21 protein-coding genes are annotated in these 20,306 nt (G+C 46.4%); 4 read left to right on the top strand and 17 right to left on the bottom strand.

The window, feature by feature from the left end:
* Nucleotides 1-151 precede the first annotated feature (151 nt).
* On the bottom strand, nt 152-1,870 hold the full coding sequence (locus C8U37_RS00710) for a septation ring formation regulator EzrA (protein ID WP_108031370.1): 1,719 nt from the start codon (nt 1,868-1,870) through the stop codon (nt 152-154).
* Between the two features lie 415 nt (nt 1,871-2,285).
* Here C8U37_RS00710 and rpsD point away from each other — a divergent pair, with 415 nt between their 5' ends.
* Nucleotides 2,286-2,897 (top strand): 30S ribosomal protein S4, encoded by a 612-nt coding sequence (gene rpsD, locus C8U37_RS00705; protein ID WP_086985403.1) that lies wholly within the window; start codon nt 2,286-2,288, stop codon nt 2,895-2,897.
* A gap of 126 nt (nt 2,898-3,023) precedes the next feature.
* On the opposite strand, the gene C8U37_RS00700 is transcribed toward rpsD, so the two are convergent.
* From C8U37_RS00700 to C8U37_RS00660, 9 genes are all read right to left on the bottom strand, one after another.
* Nucleotides 3,024-3,650 (bottom strand): DUF1054 family protein, encoded by a 627-nt coding sequence (locus C8U37_RS00700; RefSeq protein WP_170100136.1) that lies wholly within the window; start codon nt 3,648-3,650, stop codon nt 3,024-3,026.
* A gap of 69 nt (nt 3,651-3,719) precedes the next feature.
* A complete protein-coding gene (locus C8U37_RS00695; protein WP_108031366.1) occupies nt 3,720-4,688 on the bottom strand; it encodes a siderophore ABC transporter substrate-binding protein in 969 nt (322 codons plus the stop codon).
* An 18-nt stretch (nt 4,689-4,706) separates the two neighbouring features.
* Entirely contained in the window at nt 4,707-5,468 is a 762-nt protein-coding gene (locus C8U37_RS00690; protein WP_108031364.1) for an iron ABC transporter ATP-binding protein, read from the bottom strand.
* Nucleotides 5,465-6,427, bottom strand: a complete 963-nt coding sequence (locus C8U37_RS00685) for an iron chelate uptake ABC transporter family permease subunit (RefSeq protein WP_108031363.1) — start codon at nt 6,425-6,427, stop codon at nt 5,465-5,467. The genes C8U37_RS00690 and C8U37_RS00685 overlap by 4 nt, the downstream gene beginning before the upstream one ends.
* Entirely contained in the window at nt 6,424-7,377 is a 954-nt protein-coding gene (locus tag C8U37_RS00680) for an ABC transporter permease (RefSeq protein WP_108031361.1), read from the bottom strand. The genes C8U37_RS00685 and C8U37_RS00680 overlap by 4 nt, the downstream gene beginning before the upstream one ends.
* Nucleotides 7,378-7,616: 239 nt before the next feature.
* Complete coding sequence (locus C8U37_RS00675; RefSeq protein ID WP_108031359.1) at nt 7,617-9,125, bottom strand: helicase HerA-like domain-containing protein; 1,509 nt, start codon at nt 9,123-9,125, stop codon at nt 7,617-7,619.
* A 189-nt stretch (nt 9,126-9,314) separates the two neighbouring features.
* The gene (locus tag C8U37_RS00670) at nt 9,315-10,007 is read right to left on the bottom strand and encodes a 5'-methylthioadenosine/adenosylhomocysteine nucleosidase (protein WP_108031357.1); all 693 of its coding nucleotides are present in this window, start codon (nt 10,005-10,007) and stop codon (nt 9,315-9,317) included.
* 33 nt (nt 10,008-10,040) lie between these two features.
* Nucleotides 10,041-10,448 carry a hypothetical protein gene (locus tag C8U37_RS00665; RefSeq protein WP_108031356.1) on the bottom strand — a complete coding sequence of 136 codons (408 nt, stop codon included), beginning with the start codon at nt 10,446-10,448 and terminating at the stop codon, nt 10,041-10,043.
* Nucleotide 10,449: 1 nt separating this feature from the next.
* The gene (locus C8U37_RS00660) at nt 10,450-11,010 is read right to left on the bottom strand and encodes an NUDIX domain-containing protein (RefSeq protein ID WP_108031354.1); all 561 of its coding nucleotides are present in this window, start codon (nt 11,008-11,010) and stop codon (nt 10,450-10,452) included.
* 211 nt (nt 11,011-11,221) lie between these two features.
* Here C8U37_RS00660 and C8U37_RS00655 point away from each other — a divergent pair, with 211 nt between their 5' ends.
* The 3 genes from C8U37_RS00655 to C8U37_RS00645 all read left to right on the top strand — a co-directional run bounded on the left by C8U37_RS00655 (nt 11,222) and on the right by C8U37_RS00645 (nt 13,592).
* Nucleotides 11,222-11,941, top strand: coding sequence for a 5-bromo-4-chloroindolyl phosphate hydrolysis family protein (locus C8U37_RS00655; RefSeq protein ID WP_108031352.1), 720 nt, complete (start codon nt 11,222-11,224; stop codon nt 11,939-11,941).
* Nucleotides 11,942-11,952: 11 nt separating this feature from the next.
* On the top strand, nt 11,953-13,176 hold the full coding sequence (locus tag C8U37_RS00650) for a toxic anion resistance protein (protein WP_108031350.1): 1,224 nt from the start codon (nt 11,953-11,955) through the stop codon (nt 13,174-13,176).
* Between the two features lie 167 nt (nt 13,177-13,343).
* A complete protein-coding gene (locus C8U37_RS00645; RefSeq protein WP_108031348.1) occupies nt 13,344-13,592 on the top strand; it encodes a GlsB/YeaQ/YmgE family stress response membrane protein in 249 nt (82 codons plus the stop codon).
* Between the two features lie 169 nt (nt 13,593-13,761).
* Here the strand turns inward: C8U37_RS00645 and C8U37_RS00640 are convergent, their stop codons facing one another.
* The 7 genes from C8U37_RS00640 to C8U37_RS00610 form a co-directional block, all read right to left on the bottom strand.
* Complete coding sequence (locus tag C8U37_RS00640; RefSeq protein ID WP_068560061.1) at nt 13,762-13,962, bottom strand: cold-shock protein; 201 nt, start codon at nt 13,960-13,962, stop codon at nt 13,762-13,764.
* Between the two features lie 280 nt (nt 13,963-14,242).
* Nucleotides 14,243-17,023, bottom strand: coding sequence for an isoleucine--tRNA ligase (ileS, locus tag C8U37_RS00635; RefSeq protein WP_108031346.1), 2,781 nt, complete (start codon nt 17,021-17,023; stop codon nt 14,243-14,245).
* Nucleotides 17,024-17,313: 290 nt separating this feature from the next.
* On the bottom strand, nt 17,314-17,976 hold the full coding sequence (locus tag C8U37_RS00630) for a DivIVA domain-containing protein (protein WP_108031344.1): 663 nt from the start codon (nt 17,974-17,976) through the stop codon (nt 17,314-17,316).
* A 29-nt stretch (nt 17,977-18,005) separates the two neighbouring features.
* Nucleotides 18,006-18,785, bottom strand: a complete 780-nt coding sequence (locus C8U37_RS00625) for a YlmH family RNA-binding protein (protein ID WP_108031343.1) — start codon at nt 18,783-18,785, stop codon at nt 18,006-18,008.
* 39 nt (nt 18,786-18,824) lie between these two features.
* Nucleotides 18,825-19,112, bottom strand: coding sequence for a YggT family protein (locus tag C8U37_RS00620; protein WP_108031341.1), 288 nt, complete (start codon nt 19,110-19,112; stop codon nt 18,825-18,827).
* A 12-nt stretch (nt 19,113-19,124) separates the two neighbouring features.
* Nucleotides 19,125-19,598, bottom strand: a complete 474-nt coding sequence (locus C8U37_RS00615; RefSeq protein WP_108031339.1) for a cell division protein SepF — start codon at nt 19,596-19,598, stop codon at nt 19,125-19,127.
* 23 nt (nt 19,599-19,621) lie between these two features.
* Nucleotides 19,622-20,305 carry a YggS family pyridoxal phosphate-dependent enzyme gene (locus tag C8U37_RS00610; protein WP_108031337.1) on the bottom strand — a complete coding sequence of 228 codons (684 nt, stop codon included), beginning with the start codon at nt 20,303-20,305 and terminating at the stop codon, nt 19,622-19,624.
* Nucleotide 20,306 lies beyond the last annotated feature (1 nt).

Raw genomic sequence — 20,306 nt, 5'->3', positions numbered from 1 at the left:
CTTTGCACTCTCATCGGGACATCCTATCCATTATATAGAAAATGCCTGACCATTAAAAGCATGCGGCTGAATTTTATTCTTTTCTCATAAAAGATGGTCCAAAAAAGGGCCGAGACAATGTCCCGACCCTTGCGTTTTGTTTGTTCTGTATTTAATAGTAGCGACGATTTTTTTCTTCTTGATAGGATTCTTCCACTTTGCGGGAAGCACCTGCTTCGACGCGATTCAGCGGAATTTTGACAGCCTCCAACGCACCTTCGTAGTCATATTCGCGATGGAAAAGCACCAAAGCTTTGTTGATGGCATTTTCGATTTCCACATGCGAATGACGGAAACGGTTTGCGTACTGGATCATATACTCCGTCAGCATCGCATTGTCCACGATCGCTTGCGTTTGGTTATCCAACATTTCGATGTCCTCTTCGCACATCTTGGAAATGGCATCGATTTCGTCCATGTCGATCTTCACGCGGTTCAGCTTGGAAGCCAAATCCTCGATGCGATCCGTGACTGAGAAGAATAGATCTAAATAGATTTTCGGCAAACCCGGCAGATGGTATTTCTCGATGGTCCGTTTCATGTTGCGCATATCCAACTCGTACAGATCGATGCTGTCCTTGATTTCTTTTTCGCGGTTGCGCAGATCACTGAGATTGCTGACCAATTCAGACTGTTCCTTGTCGATTTCGGAAAGGCGTTGGCTGATTTTTTCGTAATATTCGCGGACAACCGAGTAGGAAATTTCGTGTTCCTTCATCATCTTATCGTAATAACGCAAAGCTTCATTTTCCTTCAGCAACTGCTCTTCGAACTCTTGTGCACGGCCCAATTCATTCTTGTTCAAGAAATAATTCTGGGAAACGCGGTCGATTTCAAGCAGCACATAGCGGTTGCTCTGCAGGACATGATCCATTTTCTTCTGCAGATTCGCCGTATGACGGCCCACAAAATCCTTGGCTTCCATTTCTTTTTCCATGATGGCATAGACCGCTTCGATATCGCGTTCGACCTTATCCATCTTTTTGCCTGCTTCATTGATATCAGCAAGGCCGATGGAATCTTTTGCTTCCTGGATTTCTTTTTCGACAGCAGCTATCTCAACGGACACATCCACACCTTCGAAAATGTACTTCTCATCCAACAGGCGTTGGTAGCCGTCTTTCAGATCATTCACTTGTTCTTCATACTCTGTTTTGATTTTTTCGTTCAGCTGAGGGATCTTTTCAACGACTTCTTCCATAACTAGCAAATCCTGCTCGATACGCGACAAGATTTCTTTGGCTTCCATATGATCGCCTTCGTTCGTCAATGAATTGAATTTCGTGAAATCCAACTCCATGTAATTCAGGTTCTTCTCCAACGTTTCGATGGCTGGACCGAATGTAAAGCTGTGCGCCAATAATTGTTTGCGGATTTTATTATAGCGTTCCTGGATTTCTTCCAACTCTTTGCGGTTTTCCTGGGCACTTTCCAATAGTTTTTCGAGTGCCTTGTTCACTTTTTCGACGCTGTTTTTTGTTTCGTCGATCAGTTGATCCGCTTGCGAAATGGCTTGCTTCGCCTTGATGAAATTCATGCGTTGGATGTATTGTTCGGCACTGACCAGCGCCGCCTCGATTTCAGGATACTGAAAACGCGTGATGGTCTGCCATGTAGCTTGCCAACTTTCATAGGTGCGCTTCGTTTGGCCTGTCAAATTCATATTTTTCAATGTGAACAGGTTATCAGCCACAGGGATGGCCATCGCTTTTTGTTTCTTCTCATCAATCGCCTTGATCCGATTCGCTTGTTGCCTCGTCAAATACATGATCGCACCGTACCCGATCAATACTAACAATATTATCGCTACTAACCAGTATATAAACTCCATCAATAAATCCTCCACCTATTCCGACAATTTCGTTTATTTGATCTTAAAATTGAAAACGCCCAATATATCTCATTTTTTAGTATAACATAGAAAGAACCAATCAGAAACCAGAAAATAATAAGGGAACTGAATTCCTTTACTTGGGACAGTGAAAGCGTTCCGCTGCTGGGCAAAGTCCGTCAAATATCACCTTTCCATTGCATTAACTGCTGTTGTTTGGTACAATAACCTTTGTGTAAAATAATGCAGCGAGAAAGAAGCACCCGCGTCAACAGTTCATCGCCATCGTTAGATGGTTCAATTGCGTACCCTTGCGGCTGCATAAGGTGAAGATTGAAGGATCAACTGCACGCATTGCTGACTTATCATTCTTATTTTACTCCAAAAATCAAACATTTATTGGAGGAATTTTATTATGTCACGTTATACAGGACCAAGTTGGAAACAGGCTCGTCGTTTAGGCATCTCCCTATTGGGAACAGGTAAAGAATTGGAGCGTCGTCCATACGTTCCAGGTCAACACGGCCCTAACAACCGTAAAAAATTATCTGAATATGCTATGCAATTGCAAGAAAAACAAAAATTGCGTCACATGTACGGCATGAACGAACGTCAATTCGCAACTTTATTCAAAAAAGCTGGTAAAATCAAAGAAGGTAAACAAGGTGTTAACTTCATGATCTTATTGGAACAACGTTTGGATAACGTAGTTTACCGTTTAGGTTTAGCTTCTACTCGTCGTCAAGCACGTCAATTAGTTAACCACGGTCACGTAACTGTCGATGGCAAACGTGTTGATATCCCTTCATACGAAGTGGCTGTTGGCCAAGTAATCGGCTTGCGCGAAAAATCTAAAAACTTGGTAGTTGTTAAAGCTGCTGCTGAAGCTTTGTTCGGACGTCCGGACTTCATCACCTTCGACACAGAAACATTCGAAGGTTCATTGAACCGTCTGCCAGTTCGCGAAGAATTGCCAGCTGAAATCGATGAGTCATTCGTAGTAGAATACTACAACAAATTAGGCTAATCTCCCCGGAGATCAGCTTCAAGGAAACGGCAAAGCAATTTGCCGTTTTTTTGTATAAGGAAAAGGACTGAACAGCGATCACAATCCCGCTGTTCAGTCCTTTTTAGTTTGTATTGGGTTACGCGATTAGCGGTAGTGTTTCATGCAGGCCTGGTAGATCGGCAGCAGTTCACGGAAAGTGTCCTCCATAACCGCCAGTGTACCTGCTTCAGTCGCTAAGCGCAGATCGGCTGGCGCCAACTTGCGGCCGATCAACAGCTCAGCTTTCTTTACATCCCGCAATCGGATCAGTACAGACTCCCAATTGACTGCCTCAATCGGAAGCACATCCGGCACGGTATGATCGACCGAAACGACGTAATCACGCGGCAATCTTTCCAGTTCTGGAATCCGTTCCAATAAAGCGGCCGCCATTTCTTTCTCTTTGACGGGTTGGTCGATCAGACAAAGGTAGAAGCTGACCCCTTCCTTCGCAATGCCGATCTGGAAGTGCGGATATTTCTTGTAGCCCCTCGCATCTCCACCGATGGCGCACCAGGTATTCTCGGGCGCATATTTTGTGCGGCGCAGATGTTTGGCGACATGTACAGGCACCGACTCGGGACCTGCTTCCGAAACGATGAGGTGGGCACCTACTTCCGCAAAATGCCGGAACTTGGGCTGAATCCGGTCGCGGATGCCTGCCATCCTTTCATCGAGTCCCTGAATGTCAAAAACGTTGAAGTCTGCCTTATCGAAATGATAACCTGCCAAATTGTGCACCTCTTTCTGATTTGCTTCCATCATTATAGACAAAAAATCAGAAGCTGGACAATTTTTTGCTTACTGGTAGCCCCCTGCGATCTCTTCGACCATCAGATGGATCGATTCTATCCCGCCGCCGGAGAGGTACCACAAATCGGAGGACAGGTTGATGATTTTGTTCTGTTTGTAAGCATCCGTTTGATAGACGAAATCATTCTCCAATAGCGCCGCGTTTTCATCGGATGCTGTCCCGATCGCCGCTGTGCGGTCGACAACAAACAAGATCTGCGGATTGATTTCCAGCAACCCTTCATACCCGACTGACTGCCCATGCGTGGAATCCTCGATTGCCGCATCAACAGGCGTGAAGCCCAATGTATCATAGATGAATCCGAAACGCGATCCAGTGCTGAAAGCGGACATGCTGCCATCGTTCAAGAGCAACGTTACTGTTTTCTCGCTGATTCCGGCTGTCTTCGCTTGCACGGCCTCAATCTCTTCGTTCAAGGCAGCGACGGCTTCATCGGCTGCAGACTCTTCGTCAAAGATCGTCCCTAAGGTAGTGATGTTCTTTTGGACCGAACCCCAATAATCCGTGTAATCGACATTGAGCACGACTACAGGCGCGATTTCCTCCAATTGTTCCGCAAAGTCCACCAATCGGTTCGAAATGATGATAAGCTCCGGCGCCAAATTCGCCAACGCCTCCACATTCGGTTCCTTAAGTGTCCCTACATTCTCGAATTGATCTGCCGTATCCGCCAGATAAGCCGGAATGTTTTCGGTCGCCGTACCCGTGACTGCATCCTCTTTACCCAATGCGATCAATGTGTCCAAATGTCCAAAATCCAAAACAGCCACGTTTTTCGGGTCTTTAGGCACTTCTACGGAGCCGCGTGCATCCTCGATGGTCACCGTCGCTTCGGATTCCGTAGTCGAAGTCACTGTTGTTGCATCTGCCGCATCGGCAGCCCCTTCTTGGGCGCCGCAAGCCGCCAGGGTAAAGATTGAAGCCAAACTTAAGATTGATTTTTGCCATTTTTTCATTTCTCATTCTCCTCTATGTCAAATTGCTTGATAGGTGCAATGTTTTTTTCCATCCGCAGTCGTGATGACTTCCAATGGCACTTCATATAATTCCTGCAAAACTTGTGTCCGAATGACTTCCTCGACTGTACCGCTCCGGAACACCTTTCCGTTTTTCATGGCGATGATGTTGTCAGAAAACACGGAAGCGAAATTGACGTCGTGGATGACGACCAGAATGGTTTTCCCCAATTCATCCGCCAAATTCCGGATGGTCTGCATCGTCACGATGCTTTGTTTCAGGTCGAGATTGTTCAGCGGTTCATCCAATAAGATGTACTCAGTATCCTGCACCAGTATCATCGCGATGGCCGCCCGCTGGAGTTGCCCCCCAGACAACGTATCCAAATAGCGGTTGGAGAATTCTACCAGGTTCAGATAGCCCAAAACCTTATCGATCATAGCATGATCTTCATTGTTCAACCTGCCCTTCGTATAGGGGAACCTGCCGAACGAGACTAGTTCACGGACCGTCATACGCACTTGATAGGCATTCTGTTGTTTCAGGATCGAAAGTTCCCTCGCCAGTTCATCGGATTGCCATGCCTCGATTTCTTTCCCGTGTATAGTCAATATGCCCTCGTCCTTTGTCAACAGACGGCTGATAACCGATAGGAGCGTGCTTTTGCCTGCCCCATTCGGACCGATGAAAGCCGTGATTTTGCCTTTCTCGATCGCCAAAGAGATGTCATCCAATACTTTTTCATCCTCGTAGGCTTTGCTGACGTTAGTGATTTTCATAGTTTGCCCCTTTCCTTCCATAATAACCAAAAGAAATAGATTCCTCCGAACAGTTCGACCAGAATGCTTAAATTCGTCTGCAGCTTGAAGATTTCTTCTGCCACGAATTGTCCGGCCACGACCATCACAAAACTGAGTAGACTCGCACCAGGCAACAGGTAGTTCAGGCAATACGTTCTGAATAGCCGATAAGCGATGTTCGCCGCCACAAAACCGAGAAACATCATCGGTCCGACGAGCGCTGCGGAGACTGTCATCAATAGGATGACATGCATGAAGGTGAGTTTCGTCTCCTTTTCAACGGCGACCCCTAAATTTTTGGCCGTTTGTGTACCCAGTCCCAAAACTTCCAATACCTTCCGCTTGCGCCACAAACTGAGGATCGAAAACACGGCGATCGGAACAGCTAAAATAAGTACGGAATCATTGATGTTCTGAAAACTGGCATACAGCTTCGTCTGCAGTTTGTCGTACTCATTCGGGTCCATCAGCACTTGCATGAAGGAACTAATGCTGTTGAAGAAGGTCCCCATGACGAGTCCGATCATCAGGATGACCTGCATATCATAATTTTTTCGGTTCCAAGAAAGCCGGTACAGCAAAAAGTAACTGCCCAGCATCAGTAACAGCAGGAAAATGAACTGCCATTCCGCATTCAACTGGCTGCCCAACAGCGAGAAACTGAAAAACATCAACACTGTCTGCAGGAGGCGATAGAAGGATTCGACCCCTAGAATGCTGGGGGTCAAAAAATTGCTGTGCACGACAGTCTGAAAGCTGACCGTTGCAAAGGCAGTGCTGATGCTGATGACCGCAAACGTCAAAAGCTTCGTGCTCCGCAACTTCATGATGAACATATTACCGTTTCCTTGGTTCCAGAAAAAATAAACGAAAGCCAAAGCCACTGCAATCATAGCCAACCGTTTCATGATGATGCGGTTATTCAACACGTTTTTCATGCTGTCCGCCCTCCCTTCAGCAACAGCCACAGGAACAAGCCCCCGCCGAAAACTCCCAGCACCGTTTCCACCGGAATTTCGTACGGTGGAATGACCGATCGCGCAAAGACGTCGCACAGCAACAAGAAAATTGCTCCGAACAGCGCAACCTTACCGTGTGTATTGCGGATATTGTCGCCGAAGCGCAACGACACGAGGTTCGGGATGATGACGCCCAAAAATGGCAGATTTCCGACCGTGCTCAGGATGACCGCCACAGTCAATGAGACGAACAGTGTCCCGATGAACAAGACAGCTTCAAAAGGCAGACCGAGGTTTTTGGCCGCGTCTTTCCCGAAGCGGGCAATCGTAAAATGATCGGCAAAAAAATAAAGTGCCAAAAACAACAGGAAAATGAGGTACATCCCCTCATATTGTCCTTTGATGACCAATGAAAAATCCCCTTGCATCCAGGCGGAAAGATTTTGCGTAACGTTGAAGCGGAAGGCAAAAAAATTGGCGATCCCTCCCAAAATATTTCCGTACATCAGCCCCAGCAAAGGGATCGTCATCTGGCTCTTGAAAGGCAAGCGATTCACGACCACCAAAAACAGGAAGGTCCCGGCCGCCGCAAAGAGGAAGGAAAGAGTCATCTTCCCCACAACCGATAAGCCAGGAAAGAAAATCATCCCGAACAGCATGCCTACCCTTGCCGCATCCACCGTACCCACTGTATCGGGAGCGGCAAATCGGTTCTGTGTCAATGATTGCATGATCAGCCCGGATAAAGACAAGCCCGCTCCAGCCAAGAGAACCGTAATCGTCCTAGGCAGCCTTGACGACAATAGTATCAGACGGTCCGTGTTGCTCCCGACAAGAAACTGTTCCACCGAAAATGCAGCGGTCCCCACTCCGAGGGAAAGCCCGATCACTCCTGCCAACGCCAGAACAAGCAGTAATTTCTTCAACATCTATTCACCATCTTCCAAAAGCAACTCCTTAATGATAACGATTCTAATTGAGAATCATTCTCAATTAATGGTATAGGTGCTATTCTACTTGATGCGGAAATAAAACACAATACCAAATATGAGATTTTCATGAAAAAAAGTAAGTGTCTTTAGAGGAAGCGTTTTCGTTTTTTCGGATCATCCGAAAAAACGAAAACAAAAAGATCAGCCCTTGTGGGACTGATCTTTTTGGTCTGTCTTCATTTTTTCAGGATACCCAAAATACCGCGGGAAATGACCCGACCGACTTCCCTGCCTACTTGTGACATCAAATTTTTCGTGAATCTGTCCATCGTCGAATCGCGGGAACTGCTCGACCTTTTTTGCTGAGTCTGTTCTTTTTTGGGCTCTTTTTCGAGCTGCTTCAACTGTTCGGCTTTTTCCCTGTCCCTTGCGGCAAGCTCTTCATTTTCCTCCAACTCAATCGCCTTGATTTCCGACAGTCGTTGCAGTTGTTCGTAGGAGGATTCCCTGTCGATTGTCTCGCTGTATTTATAATACAGCAAGGAACGGTTGATTTTTTCTTCTTTGATGAGCGGATCCAGGATGCCCATTTTGCTCTCCGGAGGATAAATCATGACTTGTTGAACATAGCCGGGAATCCCTTCCGGATCGAGAAAGGAAACCAACGCTTCACCGACCTTCAGCTCCGTCAATTTCTTGTCCAATTCTTCCCCTTCCTGCTGCCGGAACGTTTCGGCGACCGCTTTGACGGTCTTCTGCTCCTTAGGCGTAAAGGCTCGCAAAGCATGTTGAATTTTGTTGCCCAATTGGCTCAAGATAGCATTCGGCAGATCGGTGGGATTTTGAGTCACAAAATAAACCCCGACTCCCTTGGAACGGATCAGCCGGACAATGAGTTCGATTTTTTCCTCAAGCACATCCGGAACGTCCTGGAAAAGGACATGCGCTTCATCAAAAAAGAAGACAATCTTTGGTTTATCAAGATCACCGACTTCCGGCAATTGCTCATACAGCTCCGAAAGGAACCACAGCAAGAATGTCGAGTAGAGTTTTGGCGACATGAACAGGCGGTTCGCCATCAGAATGTTCACATAACCGCGCCCTTCCGCATCGGTTTTCAATAAATCTTGGATATCGAACATCGGCTCACCGAAGAAGAGATCGCCTCCCTGTTCCTCGATGACCAATAAACCTCTTAAGATCGCACCGATCGATTGCTTTGAGATATTCCCGTATTCCCGGCGTAGCTCCGTGGCGTTGTCTCCGACGAAATTCAGGATCGCCCGCAAATCTTTGATGTCGATGAGCAGGAGTTGTTTCTCATCCGCAACTTTGAACGCGATGTTCATGATCCCTTCCTGGGTTTCATTGAGTCCCAACAGCCGCGACAACAGGATTGGACCCATATCGGAAATGGTTGTCCGCACCGGTACACCGTTCGATCCGAAAATATCCAAGAGTTCAACGGGGTATGCGCGCGGCTCAAAATCCTCCGGCTGCAGCTTCGTTACCCTTTCCATTATTTTTTCGCTCAACTCACCCGGTTCCGCGATGCTCGCCAAATCCCCTTTGACGTCCGCAAGGAATACCGGAATCCCCGCCTTGCTCAATTGTTCCGCTATCACTTTCAAAGTCACCGTTTTCCCCGTACCGGTCGCTCCGGCGATTAAGCCGTGGCGATTCAGCTTATCCAGATGGATGATTGCCGGTTTGTCCCCTTTCCCGATCACCAGTTCTTGGCGCATCCAAAACCCCTCCTTAGCCTGACATTTCATTCTTATTGTACAATATTTTGAAAACAGCATACAACCGTAAGCTCTCTCTTTTTTGCAGTTCCAGCATCCTGCTGGCACAGAAAGAAAAAACCACTCAGCCGTTTTCGGTTGAGTGGTTCGGGCAAGCGATCGACAGCAAGTCGTTACTGCCGGTTTCCGCTATTCTTCGGTGTTTTTCAATAATTCGATGACCATTTCCGCGGATTTTTTTCCGGCTTCGGCGATGAACTCGTCGAACGTCAGCGCCGCGCCATCGCTTGCTCCGTCCGAAATGGCACGGATGATTGCGAATGGTGTGCCCAATACGTAACAAGCTTGGGCGATTGATGCGCCCTCCATTTCGGTCGCATAGGCATCAGGGAAATGTTCCTTGATGCGGCTTGTGCCGCTTTCCGAAGCGATGAAAGAATCGCTTGAAACAATCGTCCCTTGCACAGCATGCAAACCGACTTTTTCAGCTGCCCGCGTTATTTGTTCAACGATTTTTTTGTCAGCCGTATAATAATGCGGCATCTGCGGCACTTGTCCCACAGAATAACCGAATGCCGTAGCGTCCACATCATGGTAAGCAACCCTATCGGCTACGACGACGTCCCCCACATGCAAAGCTGCGTTTAATCCCCCGGCTGAACCGGTATTGATGACGAAGTCGGGACGGTAACGATCGATGATGAAGGCGGTGGCTATGGCCGAGTTGACTTTACCGATGCCGGACTGCACCAATACTACATCCTGATTTTCGATTTTGCCTCTTGTAAAAACGAGGTGGAAATGTGTTTCTTCTGTTTTGTCTGTCATATTTTCCAATAAAATACGGTTTTCTTCTTCCATTGCTCCAATAATTCCGATCATAAGTGTTTCCTTCCTTGTAGCTGCATTGTCAGGTCATAGGACGAAGGCTATCGCAAAAACCAAGATGATCAATAAGATGACGATCAGGATGGCTTTGTTCAGATAGTTGTCCAGTTTTCTGCCTCTTTCTTTGTCCGTCAGACGCTCCACCTTCGTTGAAGATGCGGATTTATCGGCCTTCCGGAACAGCTTCGCCTTTGGCTTGGCTGTCTTGGCTTTGTTGCCGTTTTCCGACCTTTTCTTTTCGGTCGGAATACTGCTTTTCTCAATTTTAGAGGGAGAAGGCTGCTTGGTGTTTTTTTCCGTTGCCGGCGCGGAACGCTCTGCGTCTTTTGCCTGCGGAGCGACTTTCTTTTCAGGTGTCCCCGGTTTTGTTGTTTGGTCCCGTTTGTACTGACGATAACGTTCCCGGGTGATCAGCGGTTTCTTTGGTTCCGACATACTATCCCTCTATTCTTTCCCGCAAAAGACGCATCTCCCAATACAGCATGGCATAGATTGTTTTCGAATCGCAGATTTCTCCGGATTCCTGCAAGGCTTTCGCTTCGTCGTATGTCAATTCCAAAATTTCGATGAATTCATCCTCATCCATCGGCAAAGAATTTTCGACTTTCGTCAAACCTTCCGCTAAATAGATTGTGATCCGTTCATCCAAATAAGCCGGTGTCGGATAAAAAACCGTCAATTCGGACCAATTCTCCGCACGGTAATCGGTCTCTTCCTCGAGCTCGCGGATCGCTGCCAGCAAAGGTTCCGCATCGGATGTCTCCAATTTGCCGGCCGGGATTTCGACTACGGTCCGATCCAAAGGTTTCCGGAACTGTCTGACCATGACCATTTTCCCATCGGAAGTGAATGGTATCATCGCTACAGCGCCCGGATGCCTGATCATCTCTCTGACTGAAGTTTTCCCGTTCGGCAGCAGCACTTCTTCCCTAACCAAATGCAGCAAGACACCATCGAATATTTTTTCGCTTTTCACTGTTTTTTCTTCAAATTCCATTTTATGTTCCTCCCAATCTACTATCCTGATCATGTATTATCATAACCTATCTTTTCGGCTATTTACAAGAGCCGCGAGAGAATCGGCCAAATCGGGAGTTGGCGATGAAAATCATCCTTTCGGCCGATAGGTGTCCATAATGCTTTTATGCTAGAATAATAGCATAAGCACAGACAAATTGAACAGCATGTTATCAAAGGAGGAAAAATTTATGTGGAGCAACATCAAAGACATATTGAAATACACGTTTTCCAGCGTCATCAGCCTGATTGCACTAGTGGTATTCTTTTTCATATTCGAGTTTGATTTCTGGACTTCGATCGGCCTGACCATCGGCTTGGGCGCCTTCTTATACTACGTCCAATCCGGAGGAAGGATGCAATGGTCGCCTAAGGCAAAAAAACAAAGAGGCACACTGGGAAAAGTGAGCGCCGACAAAGAAGCCTTCTACCATTCAAAAGGGATGACCAAGGAACAGATCGCCTATTTCCGCAGCACAATGGATCAAGCCAAAAATACGATCCAAGATATCGAATCCAATCTGCAGCAGCGCTCAAAATTGAAGGCTATCGCGGCACGCAACGATACGGTGGATATATTGCAGGATTTCTTCAAAAATATCGTCAATCAGCCTAACCGACTGCACGAAGTCGATAAATTCCTATACACCAATCTTCCCAACCTGAAAGAGCTGGCGGAAAAATACATCGCAATCGATGGCCACGTTTCCAAAACGAAAGAAACCTACACAGCCTTGGATAACTGCGCCAAAACAATCGATGATATGTGCCGTCTGATAGCTGAAGATTACGTGCGCTTCATGTCCAATGATATCGAGGACATGGATATCGAGTTGGAACTTGCAAAGCAAGTTTTGAAAAGGGATAATGAAGGAAAGCGCAACGAAAATGCTTTGAACGAAGAGCTATAGGGGGAATACTGATGGACCAATTTGATGCTACCGAAAAAAATGAACAAACTGACAGCAAGGATGTCAATCAAGAATTGGACGATTTGCTGGCCAATCCTTTTTCGGATCCGTTTGCCCAACCAGCAGTGGTTGCCGATAAAACCACAGTCGCCAACGAGGTGATCAACCCGGATCGGCTGATCGACCGATTGCCGGAAGAAAGACAAAAACAAGCTCTGGCATTAGCCGGCCAAATCGATGAAAACAACATGCAAGCCATCATCAGTTATGGCGCTGCAGCTCAAAAACAATTGGGCGAATTCTCCCATTCGATGCTGGACCATGTTCAGAACCAGGACACCGGCGAAATCGGCGATTCCCTGAATGATCTGATGTATCGCCTCAACGAAGCCAAACCGGAAGACCTGCGGGCAGAAGACAACAATGTCTTCCGCAAAATCTTCGGCAAGGTAAAACAATCCGCCTATGAAATGACGGCAAAATACCAGAAGATAGGCGCCCAAATCGACAAGATCGCAATCAAATTGGATAAAGAAAAGAATGGCCTGCTCAACGACAACGTCACGCTGGAACAGCTTTACCAAAAAAACAAGGATTATTTTGAGGCCTTGAACATCTACATCGCTGCCGGTGAAGTGAAGATGGAAGATCTTCAGAAAAATGCGATCCCGAAAGCGATCCAGACCGCTGAAGTTTCCCAAAGCCAGATGGATGTGCAGATCGTCAACGATCTGAAACAGTTCCTCGACCGTCTCGAAAAACGCACCCATGACTTGCGCTTGACCAGACAGATGACGATCCAACAGGCTCCACAGATCCGATTGATCCAAAACACGAACCAGGCATTGGCTGAAAAAATCCAATCCTCAATCCACACGGCCATTCCCTTATGGAAAAACCAAGTGGCCATCGCCCTTACCCTTCTGCGCCAAAAGGATGCAGTAACGGCGCAAAGGCAAGTATCTCAGACCACGAATGATCTGATGCGCAAGAATTCCGAAATGTTGAAAATATCAGCCATCGAAACCGCTAAAGAAAATGAACGGGGTGTGATCGATATCGAAACGCTCAAACAGACGCAGCAGGATCTGATCGAAACTTTGGAAGAGACGCTGAAGATCCAACAAGAAGGCCGGATCAAACGCAGAGAAGCCGAAAAGGAACTGTCGCTCATGGAAAATGATCTCAAAGTCAAACTGTTGAATATCCATCAACAGGAACAGCAACTTCACTAATACTAGAGGCTGCCTCTTTTTGAGAGGCAGCCCTTCATTTTCAGAAAACCTCTCATCCCGAGGGCTTATTATTTGTAACGTGACTCATTTTATATATAATAAGGGTATAGTTAATTAGAAATAACTATATTGTTACTGCACTCGTATTAGAAAAAGGAGGAAGAGAAATGGGCTTAATTTGGTCTTTAATTGTCGGTGGTGTCCTAGGCGCTTTAGCAGGATCGTTTATGGGTAAAGATATACCCGGTGGCATTATCGGAAATATCGTTGCTGGTTTCATCGGTTCTTGGTTAGGAACAACTTTATTTGGAGCATGGGGTCCTGAAATCGGAGGATTCTATATCGTTCCTGCATTAGTCGGAGCAGTTATCCTGATTTTCATCGTATCCTTCGTTATGAGAAGCATGAAGAAGTAATCTCTCCCTAGCGAGCATAAGCAGACAGTTGTCTGTTTTCTGATTGAAGCGTTGTTTTGCAATCCTGATGTGGATTGTCAAAACAACGTTTTTTTGCATGTAAAAAGCGCACCAGGAGTAATGAAACTCCCGATACGCTTTGAATTCGCTAATGTTAAAAAGAATAGGATTATAATTTTACAACGTTAGCTGCTTGAGGACCACGGTTGCCGTCAACGATTTCGAATTCAACATCTTGGCCTTCTTCTAATGTTTTGAAACCTTCGCCTTGGATAGCTGAGAAATGTACGAATACATCGTCTTTTCCGTCAACTTCGATAAATCCAAAACCTTTTTCGCCATTAAACCATTTTACTTTTCCTTGTTCCATAATCGTATAATACCTCCAAAAATTTCATTGGTAAAATGCTAATACAAATATTTACTATCATATTAGTACAAGTTACTAATATAATTATAACGAATATCTTATCCGATTTCAAGAGGAAGTTATGCGCTTTCTTTGAAAAAATTATCAACGGTGGATAAAAACTGCACCTTTGCCCTAAAACAAACAGAAGCACGCAAGAATGACGTCAGAAGCCGTCCGCTTGCGTGCTCTTTACTTATTGTTTACATAATTTTAACGATTTTATTCAAGGCGGGATGGGTTATGCTTCTTCCTGCACGAGTGCCTCCGGATATTCAGATCTCACAATATCTGCACAGCGTTCGCATAAGGATGTTGCGTCCTGGATTGTTCCAACCTCTTCTTTGATGGCACGGCATCTTTCACAAGTTTCCCCATGTGCGTGTTCCACAAGGATCGCAAGATTATCGAACTGCATCGCTTCAGCTGGAGCAGCTGCCAATTCTTTGATGTCAAGCTGTGAAACGATGAATAATTGTTCCAGGTTCGCATCAAGGGACGAGAATAATGCTTTTGTATCTTCATCAACAAACAAGGACAGATGCGCTTCAAAAGATTTTCCGATCGTCTTTTCATTACGCGCAACTTCCAAGGCTTTCAAAGCCGCATCGCGGATATCCATGAATTTTTCCCATTGGCTTAAAATCTCTGCTTGGTTTTCACCGACGCTGCTTTCCGGCAATTCAGCCAGTTGGGCGTATTGTTCCTCTTCCTTCAGGAAACTCCAGATTTCTTCTGTTGTGTGTGGGATGATCGGCGTCAAAAGTTTAGCCAATTTAACCAACACTTCGTAAAATACGGTCTGCATGGCGCGTCTCTCTAGATTATCCTCTTTTTCGATATAGACAACATCTTTCGCAAAATCAAGATAGAATGCCGACAAATCAACTGTACAGAAGTTCATGATTGTTTGGTAGATGGTCGAGAACTCGTACTCCTTATAGGCTGTCACACATGTTTCAACGACTTGATCCAAGCGCGCCATCATGTACTGATCGACACTGCGCAGCTCTTCGTAGGCCACTGTATGTTCTTTTGGTTGAAAATCTTCCGTATTCCCGATCAGGAAACGCATAGTGTTGCGAATCTTGCGGTACGTTTCGGAAACTTGTTTCAGGATGTCATCGCTGATTCTGACGTCGGATTCGTAGTCGACACTGGACACCCATAGACGGACGATGTCAGCGCCCATGTTCTTGACGACTTTTTCCGGCAGGACAGTATTGCCCAATGATTTGCTCATTTTGCGGCCTTCTCCATCCAAAACAAAACCTTGGGAAAGGACTGTTTTGTAAGGTGCTACTCCGTTGATCGCAACGCTGGTCGTAATGCTCGAATTGAACCAACCACGGTATTGATCGGAGCCTTCCAAATACATATCAGCAGGGAATGTCAAATCTTCCCTTGCACGAAGCACCGCTTCATGCGAAGAACCGGAATCGAACCATACGTCCATGATGTCCATTTCCTTCGTAAATGTGCCGTTCGGGCTGCCAGGGTGGGTGAATCCTTCAGGCAGCAGGTCTTTCGCTTCTCTTTCGAACCAGACGTTCGATCCGAATTCACCGATCAATTTCGCAGCGTGGTCGATCGTTTCCGGTGTGATGACAGGTTCTCCATTTTCCGCATAGAAGATCGGCAACGGAACGCCCCACACACGTTGGCGGGAAATGACCCAATCGCCGCGATCGCGGATCATGTTGAACAAGCGGACTTTGCCGGATGGGTGCAGCCACTCTACATTTTCGATTTCGTCCAGGATGTCTTGACGGAATTTATCGATGGATGCGAACCATTGCGGTGTTGCGCGATAGATGACCGGTTTCTTTGTGCGCCAGTCATGCGGATAGCTGTGGACGAAGAAATCCAATTTCAGCAATGCGCCTTTTTCAGCCAACAATTCGGTGATCAGTTTATTGGCTTTGTCGTAGAACACGCCTTCGAAACCTGGCGCTTCAGCCGTGTAGCAACCTTTGTTGTCGATCGGTGATAATACTTCCAGACCATATTTTTTGCTGACCAGGTAGTCATCCTCACCGTGTCCAGGAGCGGTATGGACCAATCCTGTACCTGCTTCAAGCGTTACGTGTTCGCCTACCATGACCAAAGATTCGCGATCATAAAACGGATGCTGGACAGTCATGTACTCCAACTCCGAGCCTTTCAGTTCTTGCAGGATTTCCACAGATTCCCATCCGATGGCTTCCTTGACTGTGCCCAGCAATTCTTTTGCGACAACAAATTTTCTTCCGTCAGCGGAAACAACCACATATTCGAAATCAGCATTAGCGGAAATGCCTAAGTTTGCAGGCAAAGTCCACGGCGTAGTCGTCCAGATGACGAGTGCAGTATCGTTATCCAACAGGCCTTTGCCGTCTTTGATCTGGAAAGCCACATAGATGGAAGCAGACTTCACATCTTTATATTCGATTTCGGCTTCTGCCAGAGAAGATTCGCTTGAAGGCGACCAATAAATCGGCTTCAGGCCTTTATAGATGTAGCCTTTTTCCGCCATTTTTCCGAACACACGGATTTCGGCTTCTTCATATTTCGGCAATAAAGTCACGTATGGGTTTTCCCAGTCGCCTGCGATGCCCAAACGTTTGAATACGGTTCTTTGTCCGTCGATCTGTTTCCAAGCATAATCTTCACACAATTTACGGAAATCGGCCAAGCTCATCGCTTTGCGGTTCACGCCTGTATTCGTTAAGGCTTGTTCAATCGGCAGACCATGCGTATCCCAACCCGGGACAAAAGGGGATCGGAAGCCTGACATGGATTTCGAGCGGACGATGATGTCCTTGCTGATTTTATTCAGCGAGTGTCCCATGTGGATAGCGCCATTCGCGTACGGAGGGCCATCATGCAGGACGAACGTCGGTTTCCCGGCATTCAATTCCTGACGTTTTTCATAGATTTTCTTTTCTTCCCAATCCTTTTGCCATTCCAATTCACGGACAGGCAGATTGGCTTTCATTGGAAAAGCCGTTTTCCCTAGGTGCAGCGTTTCTTTCATTTTCATTGTCGGAAGCTCCCTTATCATTAATTTTTTCTACAAAAAAAGACCCGTCTCCAAAAGGGACGAAGTCTTCGTGGTACCACCCAAATTTAAAGCGACAACGGCCGTAACAGGCGATTATGCTTCCTCATTAAAACCGTTAACGCTGTTCAGGCGACCTTTTTTACTTATGTTTGTTCAAAAAGATTCTCATGGAGGATCCTTAAAATAGAGGGACTTATTGGCCTTTCACCATTCGCCAATTCGCTGGAAGTTTCTTTTTTTCGGGTGTTCCATTCTTCAATACATAGATTTTACTTGTTTTCTTCCGGAATTTCAATAGCTTCCACAGCAGCTTCCGCAAGTTTCTCTTCAGCTCTGGCTTCTTCGGCCAATCTTCCGCCGATTTCGAATTCGGCTGCATCTTCAGAGTTGGCGACCAATTCGTCGATGATGCGTGTGCGGTTGGACAACACTTCATTCAAGGTTGGCGTTGAAACTTGCCCTTCCGGCGAAGCGTTCAACAAGTTATTCCACTCATCATTCATGATGAGGTTCAATTGCGACTCAACCAAAAGTTGCAGTTTCTGTTTGAAGTTGCGGCTTTCCTTGCGGACGCCGTCAGTTTCTTCATTGATTTTTGTCGCTTTTCCAGCTGCTTCATGCAATAAGCGATCCGCACTCTTTTCGGCTTCGAACAAAATGATTTCTGCCTCTTTGCGCGCATTTTCTTTCAGTCTGTCGGCAGCATCCTGCGCCACTACGATCGACTTGTTCAAAGCATCCTGCAGGTTGCTGAAATACTGAAGTTTTTCTTCGGCAAATTTCAGTTGCTTTTGCAGGTCTTTATTTTGTTTGATGACTTCTTCAAATTCTTTTGTGACAGTATCCAAAAAGTCATTGACTTGTTCTTTATCGTACCCTTTTATTTTGACAGGGAATTCCTTGTGTTGAATATCTAATGGAGTCAAGCTCATCTTATACACACCTTTCGTTCTTGTCATTCTTATTTGTACAATACGCCAAATTCGACGCGCCATTTGTCTTTCTTGGACTTTCCTTCTATAGCTTTTATCTGAATCCGGCCATAACCGCGGATGGACACGATATCCAACAGCCCCAATTCGAAATCGGGACGTTCAAATGCGGCCCAATTCAATTTCACTTTTCCGCTGCTCACCAATTCTTTTGCGCGTTGTCTCGATATGTTGTAGATGGCTGCAATCACTGTATCCAATCGCAGCGAGCTGACCGTGTCATGCACGATCGTCCAATCATCGATAGGTGTGATCAGATCAGTGTAGGTCCGATTTTCCAGGCGGACACTGACCTTGCCTATCTTAGTGACTTGCGAATGCACATAGCTTGCTATGTTTGACGCCAACAAAAATTGCCAGCGGATACCATCAGACAGGATATCTCCGAAAAGCTCCCTTTTCATGCCGGTTCCGATAAGCGTCCCCAGTATTTTCCCATGGGTCAGACTGGCGAATTTCGATGGGTACACTACTTCAGTAAGCTCCATTTCAAAGTCGCTTTGCGTCGGACTGAAATACTCAGGGCAAATGATTGCCCGCTTGCGCTCCGCCGCTTCGTAGCCCCCATAGAATTGGACATGAATTTCACCTTTTTTCCCGACCATCATCTCAAGGATGTACTGCTGTCTCGGATCCAAAAAATCCGTCAAATAAGGTGAATAGGTTTCCTCCGCTTGCGTAATCCAAGATTGGGCACTATCAATGAATGGCTGCTCTTCCTTGCGGAAATGTTGATAAACTTCTTGCATACGAATCCCTCACTTTTTCGTTTGATGAAAAAATGTCCGTCAATTCAGCAATCTGATCAGGAAAAAGATAACGACCTGCGCTCCATACTCCACCAAATTCAGGAACAGGATGCCCGCCACTACACTGAAGCTCATCATGCCTACAGATGGGATCAATCTTCTGAATATATCCAGGTAAGGCTCCACAATACTGGAGATAAAATAGCCGAATTTGGAACTTCTTGCACCCGGCAACCAACTCATCAATGCGTATACCAGCAGGACGGTTGAATATGCCGATATGCCCCAACGGATAATCTGTAAAAGCCAAATCAATATTTGTGTCATTTTGTTTCCTTTCTAGTAGAACGAACGCTCTTCCTCCAGTGTTTCGGCCAGTGCGCCTTCGACTCCGACTGAAGCGGGGGTGCATAAAAATATTTCATCGCCAACGCGTTGGATTTCTCCCCCGATCGCATACACCGTTCCGGTCAGAAAATCCACGATCCGTTTTGCTTGTTCCGCATCTATCCTTTTGAAATTAAGGAGGACTGCTTGGTTCTTCAGCAGATTATCGGCAATCTTCTCCACCTCGGAATAGACTCTCGGCTCCACAACATGGATGCTGGCTTTTTCGGTCATTGCTTGTTGATTCATAGGAATTACCTTTGCTTTCGTCGATCTTTTTTGGGTGCTCCGATAGGACGGAGCCCCTTCTTCATTGCGCTCGGACCTGCGGACTGGAACGACAGCCGATGGTTCATCGACTTCCTCAAATCCATCTTCCTCATCTTCAATGACAAAGTACTTTCGGAATAAATCTTTCAGACCCATAAGACCCCTCGCTTCTTCTTCGTCTATGCTTCTGTTTCAGCAAAGAACGCCGATCCGACACGTACGAAGGTCGCACCTTCGGCAATCGCTACCGGATAATCTTGGCTCATGCCCATGCTCGTCTCCGTACATGGCGCATAAGGCAAGTTCAACGCCGCTACTTGCTCTTGCATTATTTTCAGATCTTTAAAGCATTGACGCAACTCCACGTCTGTCGCATCAATGGGTGCCATCGTCATCAATCCGACAACGATGATATTCGGAAAACTTTCCAGACTCTGGATGAAAGGCACTGCCTCGGATGCGGAAAGCCCATGTTTTGAACTTTCACCTGTAACGTTGACCTGCACGAAGCAAGAAACAGGCTTTTCCGCCCGCTCATTGATTTCCTTTGCCAATGACGGACGATCCAATGCGTGGAAGTAGGCGATGCGATTGATCACCTGCTTCACTTTCCTTGTCTGTAAGGTACCGATGTAATGCCAGCTGATATCTTCTTGCGGAAGAGCTTCCTGCTTTTCGAGCAGACCTTCGAGGCGATTTTCTGCAAAGTGGCGGTAGCCCAAGCGGTACAATTCCTCCACTTGCTCTGCAGGTTTCGTTTTCGTGACGGCGATGACCGTCACATCTTCCCGATTGCGTCCGGCTGTCAAGCAGGCTGCTTCCACAGTTGACTCCACTTTCCGGCAATTTTGCTCAATATTCATT

It is taken from the genome of Trichococcus patagoniensis, from assembly GCF_003051085.1.
GTDB lineage: Bacteria > Bacillota > Bacilli > Lactobacillales > Aerococcaceae > Trichococcus > Trichococcus patagoniensis.
This window is presented reverse-complemented; position numbering and strand designations above follow the sequence as displayed.